The 11,549-nt window shown below is 58.9% G+C and carries 14 protein-coding genes; 8 read left to right on the forward strand and 6 right to left on the reverse strand.

Annotated features, from left to right (window positions below):
- The first annotated feature begins 79 nt into the window (after positions 1-79).
- The 5 genes from AC3VI7_RS10435 to AC3VI7_RS10455 are packed head-to-tail and all read left to right on the forward strand — an operon-like array spanning position 80 to position 4,486.
- Positions 80-1,570, forward strand: a complete 1,491-nt coding sequence (locus tag AC3VI7_RS10435) for an NADH-quinone oxidoreductase subunit M (protein ID WP_489667630.1) — start codon at positions 80-82, stop codon at positions 1,568-1,570.
- 19 nt (positions 1,571-1,589) lie between these two features.
- Entirely contained in the window at positions 1,590-3,074 is a 1,485-nt protein-coding gene (nuoN, locus tag AC3VI7_RS10440; protein WP_489667629.1) for an NADH-quinone oxidoreductase subunit NuoN, read from the forward strand.
- A gap of 15 nt (positions 3,075-3,089) precedes the next feature.
- Positions 3,090-3,392: a DUF2818 family protein gene (locus AC3VI7_RS10445; protein WP_489667628.1), complete on the forward strand. Its 303-nt coding sequence runs from the start codon at positions 3,090-3,092 to the stop codon at positions 3,390-3,392.
- 7 nt (positions 3,393-3,399) lie between these two features.
- Complete coding sequence (locus AC3VI7_RS10450; protein WP_489667627.1) at positions 3,400-4,014, forward strand: NUDIX domain-containing protein; 615 nt, start codon at positions 3,400-3,402, stop codon at positions 4,012-4,014.
- Positions 4,015-4,024: 10 nt separating this feature from the next.
- Entirely contained in the window at positions 4,025-4,486 is a 462-nt protein-coding gene (locus AC3VI7_RS10455) for a DUF1178 family protein (protein WP_489667626.1), read from the forward strand.
- On the opposite strand, the gene AC3VI7_RS10460 is transcribed toward AC3VI7_RS10455, so the two are convergent.
- Both AC3VI7_RS10460 and AC3VI7_RS10465 read right to left on the reverse strand, forming a co-directional pair.
- Complete coding sequence (locus AC3VI7_RS10460; protein ID WP_489667625.1) at positions 4,458-5,897, reverse strand: FAD-binding oxidoreductase; 1,440 nt, start codon at positions 5,895-5,897, stop codon at positions 4,458-4,460. The genes AC3VI7_RS10455 and AC3VI7_RS10460 overlap by 29 nt on opposite strands.
- Complete coding sequence (locus tag AC3VI7_RS10465) at positions 5,894-6,292, reverse strand: DUF2069 domain-containing protein (RefSeq protein ID WP_489667624.1); 399 nt, start codon at positions 6,290-6,292, stop codon at positions 5,894-5,896. The genes AC3VI7_RS10460 and AC3VI7_RS10465 overlap by 4 nt, the downstream gene beginning before the upstream one ends.
- 31 nt (positions 6,293-6,323) lie before the next feature.
- Here AC3VI7_RS10465 and AC3VI7_RS10470 point away from each other — a divergent pair, with 31 nt between their 5' ends.
- Positions 6,324-7,559 (forward strand): YihY family inner membrane protein, encoded by a 1,236-nt coding sequence (locus tag AC3VI7_RS10470; RefSeq protein ID WP_489667623.1) that lies wholly within the window; start codon positions 6,324-6,326, stop codon positions 7,557-7,559.
- A gap of 58 nt (positions 7,560-7,617) precedes the next feature.
- Complete coding sequence (locus AC3VI7_RS10475) at positions 7,618-8,076, forward strand: CBS domain-containing protein (protein ID WP_489667622.1); 459 nt, start codon at positions 7,618-7,620, stop codon at positions 8,074-8,076.
- Between the two features lie 4 nt (positions 8,077-8,080).
- Here the strand turns inward: AC3VI7_RS10475 and AC3VI7_RS10480 are convergent, their stop codons facing one another.
- The 4 genes from AC3VI7_RS10480 to AC3VI7_RS10495 all read right to left on the reverse strand — a co-directional run bounded on the left by AC3VI7_RS10480 (position 8,081) and on the right by AC3VI7_RS10495 (position 11,319).
- Positions 8,081-8,674, reverse strand: coding sequence for a hypothetical protein (locus AC3VI7_RS10480; protein ID WP_489667621.1), 594 nt, complete (start codon positions 8,672-8,674; stop codon positions 8,081-8,083).
- A 16-nt stretch (positions 8,675-8,690) separates the two neighbouring features.
- Complete coding sequence (locus AC3VI7_RS10485; protein ID WP_489667620.1) at positions 8,691-9,551, reverse strand: hypothetical protein; 861 nt, start codon at positions 9,549-9,551, stop codon at positions 8,691-8,693.
- Positions 9,552-9,580: 29 nt separating this feature from the next.
- A complete protein-coding gene (locus tag AC3VI7_RS10490) occupies positions 9,581-10,294 on the reverse strand; it encodes a DUF2589 domain-containing protein (RefSeq protein ID WP_489667619.1) in 714 nt (237 codons plus the stop codon).
- Positions 10,295-10,404: 110 nt separating this feature from the next.
- Positions 10,405-11,319: a C1 family peptidase gene (locus tag AC3VI7_RS10495; protein ID WP_489667618.1), complete on the reverse strand. Its 915-nt coding sequence runs from the start codon at positions 11,317-11,319 to the stop codon at positions 10,405-10,407.
- A 111-nt stretch (positions 11,320-11,430) separates the two neighbouring features.
- Between AC3VI7_RS10495 and AC3VI7_RS10500 the strand changes: the two genes are divergently transcribed.
- The coding region (locus AC3VI7_RS10500) for a chorismate synthase (protein ID WP_489671503.1) at positions 11,431-11,549 on the forward strand (119 nt) is incomplete at its 3' end.

The following is an 11,549-nucleotide window of genomic DNA, read 5'->3' on the forward strand; positions in this document are numbered from 1 at the left end:
TTGGTCATGCTGGTCGGCGTGTTCGCGCTGATGACCTGGTTCATCTTGGTGCATCGCTGAGCGCAAGGGTTACGACGTCATGGCTTATCTTTCGCTTTCGATCTGGCTGCCGATTGCTTTCGGTGTTGTCTTGTTGGCCCTCGGGCGTGATCACAATGCGCCCTTGATGCGCTGGATCGCGTTGGTCGGCTCCTTGATCAGTTTCGCGGTCACGATCCCGTTGATCACGGGGTTTGATCAAACCACTGCGTTGATGCAGTTCCAAGAAAATGCTTCTTGGATTGAGCGCTTCCACGTCTTCTATCACCTGGGTGTGGACGGGATTTCGGTCTGGTTTGTGCTGCTGACCGCCTTCATCACCGTCATCGTGGTGGTGGCTGGCTGGGAAGTCATCACCAACAATGTCCATCAGTACATGGGCGCTTTCTTGATCCTCTCGGGGTTGATGGTGGGCGTGTTTTGTGCGGTCGATGGGCTGCTGTTCTATGTCTTCTTCGAGGCGACCTTGATCCCGATGTACATCATCATCGGCATCTGGGGTGGGCCGCGCCGGGTCTACGCCGCGTTCAAGTTCTTCCTCTACACCTTGGCCGGCTCGCTGTTGATGCTGGTTGCACTGGTGTACCTCTATACCCAGTCGGGCGGTAGCTTCGATGTGCTGGTGTGGCACAAGTTGCCCCTGGGTGAAACGGCGCAGACCTTGCTGTTCTTGGCCTTTTTTATCGCTTTTGCGGCCAAGGTGCCGATGTGGCCGGTGCATACGTGGTTGCCGGACGCCCACGTTGAAGCGCCCACCGGCGGCTCAGTGGTGCTGGCGGCGATCATGCTGAAGCTCGGCGCCTACGGTTTCCTGCGCTTCTCGCTGCCGATCGTGCCCGATGCCAGCCATGACTTGGCCCCGATGGTGATCACCTTGTCGCTGATTGCGGTGGTCTACATCGGCTTGGTGGCGATGGTGCAAAACGACATGAAAAAGCTGGTGGCCTATTCGTCCATCGCGCACATGGGTTTTGTGACCTTGGGCTTTTTCATCTTCAGCGAGCTGGGGATCTCGGGCGGTTTGGTGCAGATGATCTCGCACGGCTTTGTGTCGGGCGCGATGTTCCTCTCCATTGGCGTGCTCTACGACCGCATGCATTCGCGTGAAATCGCTTCCTATGGCGGGGTGATCAACACCATGCCCAAGTTCACGGCGCTGGCGGTCTTTTTCGGTATGGCCAATTGCGGCTTGCCGGGCACGGCGGGTTTTGTGGGCGAGTGGATGGTGATTTTGGGTGCGGTGCAGTTCAACTTCTGGATCGGTGCCATCGCGGCCACGGCCCTGATCTTGGGTGCGGCTTACACCTTGTGGATGATCAAGCGGGTCTACTTTGGCGAAGTGGCCAATGACCATGTGCGTGATCTTCAGGACGTCAACACCCGCGAGTTCTCGATGTTGGCGGTGCTGGCTGTGGCGGTGCTTGCCATGGGCCTGTATCCCAAGCCCTTCACGGATGTGATGCACACCTCGGTCAACGAGCTGATCCGCCATGTGGGTGTCTCCAAACTCCCGCAACCCTTGAAACCTTGATTGCTGAGCGAGCACACCTATGACTGCAATGAACTGGCTCGCGGTCTCCCCGGAGATCCTTCTGCTCGTGATGACCTGCGTCATCGCCATCGTCGATCTGTTTGTCGTTGATCCACGTCGGTTGCTGACTTACGGATTGAGTTTGGCCACGCTGCTGGCGGTGGCGATCGGGCACACCATGCTGCTCGATGGTCATGCGCTCTTCCTCATGAACCGCATGATGGTCAGTGATGCCATGGGCCATTTGTTGGCCGTGGTCTCCACGCTGTCGGTGGCCGTGAGCTTGGTCTATGCGCGGGCTTATGCCGGTGAGCGGGACATGCTCAAGGGCGAGTTGTTCACCCTCAGTTTGTTCTCGCTGCTCGGCATGAACATCATGGTCGCCAGCAACAACATGCTGCTGGTCTACTTGGGCCTTGAGCTGATGAGCTTGTCGCTCTATGCGCTGACAGCACTGCGGCGCGACAACGGTGTCGCCACCGAAGCGGCCATGAAGTACTTTGTGCTGGGTGCGATTGCCAGTGGTTTCTTGCTCTACGGCATGTCGATGGTCTACGGTGCCACTGGCACGCTCGACTTGGACGAAGCCTTCCAGCGCATCGGCCGGGGCGACATCAACCACCAAGTGCTGGTCTTCGGGCTGGTGTTTGTGGTCTCGGGTCTGGCGTTCAAGCTGGGTGCGGTGCCTTTTCATATGTGGGTGCCGGACGTCTATCACGGTGCGCCCACAGCGGTCACGCTGCTGATTGCTGCTGCCCCCAAGATCGCCACCTTCGGTATGGTCATGCGCATGCTGGTGGATGGCATGCTGGGCTTGGCGGTGGACTGGCAGCAGATGCTGGCGGTGCTGGCGGTGGCTTCGCTCTTGGTCGGTAACTTGGCGGCCATTGCGCAAACCAATCTCAAGCGCATGCTGGCTTATTCGACCATCGCGCAGATGGGCTTCATGCTGCTGGGTCTGATCTCGGGTGTGGCGCACGGCAATACCGACTTGGCCGGTGCGGCTTACGGCTCGGCCATGTTCTACATGATCACCTACGTGATCACCACCTTGGGCACCTTTGGCGTGATCTTGGTGCTGAGCCGCTACAGCTTCGAGTCCGAACACCTGAGCGATCTGGCGGGCCTGAATCGGCGTAATCCGCTCTTGGCGGCGGTGATGGCCGTTTGCATGCTCTCCTTGGCGGGTATTCCGCCGTTGGCTGGCTTCTATGCCAAGTTGGCCGTGCTGCAAGCTTTGGTGGCCACGGGCAGCAGCTTGTTGATTGCCTTGGCCGTCTTTGCGGTGGTGATGTCGCTGATCGGTGCCTTCTACTACCTGCGCATCATCAAGGTGATGTATTTTGATGAGCCCGAAGACGAGGACCTGTACCTTGAAGCCCCGGCCGATGCCCGCTACATGCTCACCCTCAACGGTGCGCTGGTGTTGGGTCTGGGGGTCTTGCCGGGTGGCTTGATGACGCTGTGTCAGCACGCGATCATCAAGGCGTTGTCGAACACCTGAGAACATCTGACCTCTATGGATGCGACACAAGGCTTTGGCCTGATCCTTCTCTTGGCCTTGGCCGCTGCAAATTTGCCCTTTGTCAATGAGCGGCTCTTCGTGATCGGACCCAAGCTTGCGCCGAAGATTTTTGCTTGGCGACTGCTGGAGCTGGTGGTTTTTGGCTTGGGCGTGATCTTTGCCGGTCGATGGTTTGAAGGCCGTATGGGTCAAGTGCAAGCACAGAATTGGCAGTTCTATGCGGTCATTCTGTGCATGTTGCTCACCTTGGCTTTTCCGGGTTTTGTCTGGCGCTATTTGCGGCGCGCGCATGCCTGAGTTGGGGATGAGTCAGGTCGATAACAAGGCTTGCGCACACTTGCGCGAGGCCTGTGTCGAGTCGCAGCAGGTCTTTCGCGGCAACTTCCTCGATGTGCGCCGCGATCAGGTGCGTTTGCCTGATGGCAAGTTGGCGTCGCGTGAATACCTTGTTCATCCCGGGGCGGTGGCCATCGTGCCGCTGCTCGATGACGGTCAGTTTGTGCTGGAGCGCCAGTTCCGCTATCCCCTAGGGCGGGCGGTGATCGAATTCCCAGCCGGCAAGCTCGGCCCTGGCGAAGACCCTTGGCACTGCGCCGTGCGTGAACTGCACGAAGAAACCGGCTACCGCGCCCGTGAATGGGCCTACGCCGGCATCTTGCACAACGCCATCGCTTATTGCGACGAAGGTATCGAGATCTGGTTTGCCCGAGGCCTGAGTCTGGGCGAGCGCCATCTCGACGAGGGGGAATTCCTCGATGTCTTTACCGCCACGCCCCAAGCTTTGATGGCTGGCGTGCGTGACGGTGAAGTCACTGATGCCAAGACCCTGATTGCCCTGTTGTGGTGGCAGCAGTGGCAAGCCGGGGCGTGGCCGTTGACATGGCAGCCCGAACCTGCGGGTGTCTTGTCGTCGGCATGATGCCGTTGAGGTGGATGCTGTGAAGGTCTTCGATCTTGTGTGCGCCCAAGAGCATCGCTTTGAGGGCTGGTTCGGTTCCGAAGCCGATTACGACCATCAGCTTGAGGTGGGCTTGCTCAGCTGCCCGCTGTGCAACTCGCACGCTATCCGGCGCTTACCGTCCGCTACCCGACTCAACCTTGGGGCAACAGCTGCTCCTGTGGCAACACCGGCGGCCGGCCGCCCTGCGTCCAGTCCCGAAGGTCAAGGCGTGGAAGCCTTGTGGCAGCAGGCCATGCAGCATGTGCTCAAGCACACCGAAGACGTGGGCGAGCGCTTTGCCGAAGAGGCGCGGCGCATGCATTACGGCGAGACCGATCCACGCAGCATTCGCGGCCAAGCCAGCCGCGAGGAGGCTGAGGCGCTCAAGGACGAAGGCATCGAGATTTTGGCTTTGCCGGGAGCTAGCGTGCCACGGGGCTCACTGCAATAACTCGGCCCGGATTCATCCGGTTGTCGGGGTCCAGCGCTTGCTTGAGGGTGCGCATCAGCCCCAAACCCACCGGGTCAGCCCGCTGTGCTAGCTCTTCCAGCTTGAGCTGCCCGATGCCGTGCTCGGCCGAGATCGAGCCCCCAAAGCGCTGCACCGCGTCGTAGACCACGGCATTGACCTGCGCTTCGTGGTCCCGCAGAAAGCGCGCCGCGTCCCCGCCTTCAGGCACTTGGACGTTGTAGTGCAGGTTGCCGTCGCCCAGATGACCAAAGGTCACCAGCCGCACACCCGCCAGCAAGGCGTGCAGGGCGGCGTCGGTGTGGGCGACAAAGGCGGGCATGGCCGAGATGGGCACGGCGATGTCGTGCTTGATGTTCAGGCCTTCCTGCGCTTGGGCCAGTGGAATGGCTTCGCGCAGATGCCACATGGCTTGGGACTGCGCCATGGACATGGAGATCGCTGTGTCCAAAATCACATCCTCGGCAAGCGCTTGGCCGAGCAGTTCTTCGAGGCGTTGGCGGGCATGCCCTTCGTTTTCGGCGTCCGATAACTCGATCAACACCGTCCAGCGGCTGCTTGGCAGCGGTTGGGGAATCTGTGGGCAGTGTTTGCGCACGAGATCCAGCGCCGAGGCGCTCATCACTTCAAAACCTGTGAGCGCCGCGCCCACCCGCGCTTGGGCCAGACCCAGCAACGCCACCAGCGGCTCAACGCTGGCGCAGCTGGCCAAGGCGGTCATCACCGCATGGGGCTGAGGGAAGAGCTTGAGCACCGCCGCCGTGATCACACCCAGCGTGCCTTCACTGCCCACGTAGAGCTGCTGCAAGGCGTAGCCAGTGTTGTCCTTGCGCAGGCCCGACAGGCCATGCCAGATCTCACCGCTGGGCGTGACGACTTCCAACCCAAGGCACAGATCGCGCGCGTTGCCGTAGCGCAGCACTTGCGTGCCGCCCGCGTTGCTGGCCAAGTTGCCGCCGAGGGTGCAGCTGCCTTCTGAGGCCAAGCTGAGCGGAAAGAGCAGCCCGTGGTCTTGGGCAGCGCTCTGCACGTCTTGGAGGATGCAACCCGCCTCGACCGTCATCGTCATGTTGGCGACATCCATGGTGCGGATGCGCTTGAGGCGGCGCAGGCTCAGCAGCACTTGCTGACCGGAGGCATCGGGCACTGAGCCGCCCACCAAGCCGGTGTTGCCGCCTTGGGGCACCACCGCCACCTGATGCGCTTGGCAAAGACGCAGCACCGCAGCCACTTCGGCGGTGGTTGCTGGTTGCACCACCGCCAAAGCTTGGCCGATATAACGCTTGCGCCAGTCCTGCACAAAAGGTGCGGTCTCGCTGGCCTCGGTCAGAACATGGGCGGGGCCGACGCAGCCTTGCAAGGCCGAGAGAAGGCCGGAGGTCTGCATGGTCATGAGGACACGGCACCGGCCTTGCGGCCCACCGCAAGCCGCAAGCGGATCTGCACGCTACACGCCGCAAACAGACCCACCGCCAGCACGGTTTGCAAGGCGGCGAGGGCGGCGGAAGGCAGGGCTTCGGTGGTGGCACGGACCAAGCCTTCCGCGCCGTAGGCCCACACCAGCAGGCTCAGCCAGCGCGCGGTATAGAGCCGGTAACGCCACAAGCCGGGCAAGGCCACGGCCAAGGGCAGCACCTTGATCGCCCAGGTGCCTCGGCCGGTGGGGGCCAGCCAAAGCTCCCACAGCAAACCAAGCAGCACCAGCGCAACACACAACGCCACGCAAACATGACGGGCGGCGCGAACCGCCGGGGTGGGTAAGGAGAGGGGCACAGAAGAGGCAGTCATCTTTGGCATCATAGTTGGCTACCTAGACCTCATGACTGCCTCCATGCTGCAACGCCTCCGACATCTCCACTGGCGACAAACGCTCCGTACCTCCTTGCATATCCTGCGGGCACGGTTTCGGGAGGAGCGCTTGGGTGTCAGTGCGGGCAGCTTGACCTTCACCACCATCATCTCGATGGTGCCGCTGATCACCGTGGCGCTGGCGATCTTCAGTGCTTTTCCGATGTTCTCGACCTTCGAGACCTCGCTGGAGGCGTACTTCATTGACAACCTGATTCCCGACAGCATTGCCAAGCCGGTGATGAAGACCCTGACGCAGTTCTCGACCCAAGCGAACCGTCTGGGCACGGTCGGCTTGATCGTGTTAGGGGTGACCGCGTTGTCCTTGATGCTGACCATCGACCGCACGCTCAACAGCATTTGGCATGTGCGTCAACCGCGTCCCTTGGCGCAGAAGGTGCTGATTTACTGGGCCACCTTGACGCTGGGGCCGTTGGTGCTGGGCATCAGTTTGAGTTTTACCTCCTACGCGCTGACAGCGTCCAAGGGCTGGGTGGGTGCGCCGCCGTGGGGGGTGCATCTATTGATGGAGATGCTTGAATTCACCCTCTTTTCGTTGGCGGTGAGTGGGCTGTTTCGTTTCGTGCCCAACACCTTTGTGCGTTGGCGTCATGCCTTGGCGGGGGGGGTGTTCGTAGCTATCGGCTTCGAGATCGCTAAGCGCTTGATGGGCTGGTATCTCGGCAAGGTCACCACCTATGCGGCGATTTATGGGGCCTTTGCCATGGCTCCGATTTTTCTGATCTGGCTTTACCTGAGCTGGAGCATCGTGCTGGCCGGTGCGGTGTTGGTGGCCAGTGCGCCGAGCTTGGGCGGCCAAGTGCTGCGTGATGCCTCACGGCCGGGGGGACGATTTGCCTTGGCTTTGGTTTTGTTGCGCCAGCTGGCTGCTGGCCGTGTGGGGGCTGCACGTGGGGTACGCATGAGCGATCTGGTGCATGCCAGCGGCGTGGAGCCGTTGCAAGTCGAGCCGGTGCTGGAGGCGTTGATGGCGCTCGACTGGGTGGGCCGCCTCGAAGAAAACGGCGAGCCGCGTCATGTGTTGCTGATTGATCCGACGCTGACTTTGGCCCGTCCCTTGATCGAACAGACCTTGATCGCCAGTGAGCCGGAGACCGCCTCTTTTTGGAGCGCGACGCAACTGGCGCAGATGCATCTGGATGTGTTGATTGAGGATCTGCCCCATGACGTGCAGACCAAGCTCTAAGCTATATTGACCGAGCCCCGTCGCTATGCGGCGATTTAGCGTTCCACCGGAGACGATCATGCATGTCAGCGACATTTTGCGGGTCAAGGGCCATGCCCTCTATACCGTGCCTCCCGAGCAGCCCCTGACTGAGGCCATCCAGACCATGGTCGAGCGCGACATTGGCTCGTTGGTGGTCATGGATCATGGCGGCATCGCCGGCATCCTGACCTTCCGAGAGGTCCTGCAAACCCTCGTCAAAAACGGCGGTGAAATCGGTCTTGCCTCGGTGCGTCAAGCCATGGAAGCTGCGCCGCTCGTCTGCGCCTCCGAAACCGAGATTGATGTTGCGCGTCGCTTGATGCTTGGCCGCCACGCGCGCTATATGCCGGTGGTGGATGAGGGCACGCTCATGGGCGTGATCTCGTTCCATGACATCGCCAAAGCGGTGGTTGAAGCCCAAGATTTTGAAAACCGCATGCTCAAAGCCTATATCCGTGATTGGCCGGAGGATGAAGCGGCCCAACCGCAGAGCTAAGAATTTATCCGGGCAGGGCGGTCATGCCAGCCAAGAGCTCGATCATCAGAATCACGACGTCGTGGACGCTCAAGGTCTGGCTGATTTGATTGGCCGCCAAGCTCAAGGCTGCGTCGATACGGATCAGTTTCCAAAGTATTTCGACCTTGGCTTGACGCTTGTAGCTGCCTTTGCTCAGCTCGCTGCCCACGATCAGGCCGCGTTGCAAGCTGGCCAGCAACACCGGCCCAAGGAGTGCTTTGGCCTCGACCAGCGTCCTCGCATCACTTTGCAGATCCGCCCGGAGTTGTTCATGGCTGGTTTGCAAGATCTTGAACGCCACGCCGGCTTCGACTTCGCGGCGGCGACCCACGATGCGCTCCAGTGTGCGTGGATCAACGCCCCGATGGACGGTGACTAGTTCAGCCTTGAGGGCCAAGGCTTTTCCTTCGATATCGTGGCGTGCCATCTTGCGATAAGCCGCTGATAACGTGTCGAGGAACAGGCTCAGATCCGTGCTCAACGTGGGGTCTGAGCGGTTGTACTGGCCGAGCAGCACATTGCAGGCTTGAAGCAACTGTGTGAGTTGCTGGACACGACCGTGGAGGAAGAGATTCATAGCGTTTTGCCGGCGGTCACTCGAACTCAACAATCAAGCTCTGCGTGCCGGTGTTGGCGTCTTTCACCGACTTGATGAAGAACCCCTCTTCATTAAGCTCAGCTTGCAGGGTGAAGACCGATGAATCCGAACTGCCGTTTTTGACGACATTGGTTTCTGGATCGACCAGCAAGCTCTCGATTTGGGTTTTGGCAATGACCGTATGGGTGTTGACCGTGCTGATGATCCCCGCCACGGACTTATCAAAGAGCTCGTTATTCGGGTTTTGCTTCTGATACGCCTCGCTTAAGCCCGCTTCCTTGATGGCAGTGTCAAAAATCAGCCGCCATGAATCGCGGATCGTGATCTCGGGTTGGGTGGCCAAGGCGTTGCCGGTCAAATCTTTGTAGAAGACGCCGACCGCATCCTCCGTGGCCGATGCACCCATGGCACCTTCTGGGGCGGCCATCAGGAGTGGTGACAAGGGCGTCAAAGGACTGAAGGGTTTGACCGGGGTGATCGGCGTGACCGGGTTGATGATCGGTATGACGATGGGGGTCACGGGCTTGATGGGCCGGTCGATGATGGGCAAGACCTTGATCGTGTTGAACTGGATCGTGCGAATGATCAGTTGAATTTCCTTGCTGATGTAGTCCCTGAAGGCGGTTTCTTCCATGTTGAACCGAACGATCTGGGAGAACTTGGCCCCGGAAATAAGTACCGGCACCGTGAGATTCATTTTGGGTATTTTGAATCGTGGGGCCGAGAAATGGCGCAAGATTTCATCTTGGGCATACCTTTGCGCCACCTCGCGCGCATAAGCATCCGCCATTTCTCGGGCTTTGATGATCTCGATGAAGATATAGCCGGTGTAGTCGGATAAGGTGATTTCTGACATATTACGATCTCCATCGGGTCATCGCGTACTTAGGCTGCCAGCATGTTCAGGATCTTCTCAAGTCCCAGAGGGATCTCATCCTGAACCGCCTTGACATTCACATTCAAGGCATATTCTTTCTTAACTTCCACACCCGTGGCTGATTGACGTTGGTAAGACGCAGAAACCTTGAAGTTCACCGGACCCCAACCGCCGCTGACCGAAGCATCAATACCTAATTTGTCAGAAAACTTGGAGCTTTCAACCGAATTAAGCTTGACGTTGAAATCAATGATCACGTGCTCAATGCGCAAGCTGGGGATTTGCACCATGGCGAGCAGTGGCACCTTGATGTTGATTTCTTTATCAACGGGGTTGCCATCCGCATCAACATCTTTGCGCTTATGCGAGAAATCGACCATCACCAGCTCACTCTTGCCCGTGCTGGCATCGGTTTGGAAACCCACTTCTTTGATGAAGTTGATCGAGGCCATGGATGACGCCACTTGGGCATCAATGGCGGCTTGCAGCGGCCCACCGATCATCTTCTTGAAGTCGATGTTGTTGAGTTCGCTGGTCAGGTCGGTGGACGGCGTGGCCCCCAGTGGGCCGATACCGCCCCCAAAGACACTTGTGGCCGCTTGCAATGCACCACTCACGTGAGCCGTCAAAGCAGCTGAACTGTTGTCCTCGGTGGGGGCCGATGAAGAAGGAACCATCGGGGTGTCCGATGAGGTGCCCTTGGGGGGCTTGGAGGTGGTCATGATGACTCCTTAAAGGAGAAGACGAGGCTCGATCAAGCTTTTCTCACGCTGGACGGGATGGTTTCGAGCCTGAAAGAGCCATCTCGCAGCGGTGATTCATGCCATCGACATCATCCAAAATGACCTGTGTCCACCCACCCTTGAGAAATCACCGACCACCAATCGGTGGCGAGCCGGTTCAGCACGTAGTCATAGGGCAACCAGCCGTAGCCCGCTTCGCCCCATCCTGTGCCCCAAGAGTTCCTGATCAGCAAAGCGCCCGTGGTTTCTTTGGCACCGGGAGCGGTGTTTTTGATCTTGATGGTGTCGTCGAAACCAGCGGCGATAACAGCATGGCCGCCCAGTACTTTCTCGCCTGCGGTGGGGTAAGGAATGCGGCCGCTCTGAGCACCTTGGGTGTAAGAGGCGTACACCGTGAAACCAAAAAATGCCGGCAAGCCTGCGGCCAAGTTTTGTTTGATCAGCGCCAAAATTGTCGCCGGCGTTGTTCCGGGTGGGTCGTAGCGGTAGTAATTGATGGTTTTGAAACTCTGCGCCAAAGCATAGGCAAAAGCCGATGGTTCGACTTCATATTTGGTGATGTCGTAGGGCCAGTATTCTTCAGGCGGTACACCGCACAGTACCAAGGCTTCGAGCGTGCTGCGCAGAAAAGCACCCGTATCGCCGGTCCAATGCAATAGATTACGGGTTGATTTGTACAAAAATAAACGTGAAGCGTCGATGTGTTTGCCGTAGGCGCGACGCTCGTAATACTCCACCAAGCCCACACCAGCATGCGCCGTGCATGAGCTGATACTGAGTTGATTTTCGATGGGTGAGAACCAAGGTCTCAAATCCACCGATTTGGGCAAGGCCGCTGCCGCGCTGACTGCCGCGGTGGCGGTGGTTAAAAGTTTTTTGACCGACTGTTTTTGACCCAACTCTTTGTGTCTCGGCTTGACCTTGTCATGCTGAGCGGTGTAATCGCTGAAACTGGGGTAGTCGGGTAACCAACCAAACCGTAGGGCGTTTTCAGGACTTGACATGATCAAACCTCTTTTGGGTGTATGTCGTGGCCGATTCTGCGCCCAAACAACCACCTCGGTCTACTCTTACAATCAACGCCCGTTCTCTTTCGTTCAGGGTGGGTTGAATCCATGTCCGGCAGCACTTTTGGCAAGCTTTTCTGTGTGACCAACTTTGGCGAAAGCCATGGACCGGCCATTGGTTGTGTGATTGACGGCTGCCCTCCGGGCTTGGCCTTGTCCGAGGCCGA

The organism is Leptothrix toolikensis (SeqCode) (genome assembly GCF_057922285.1).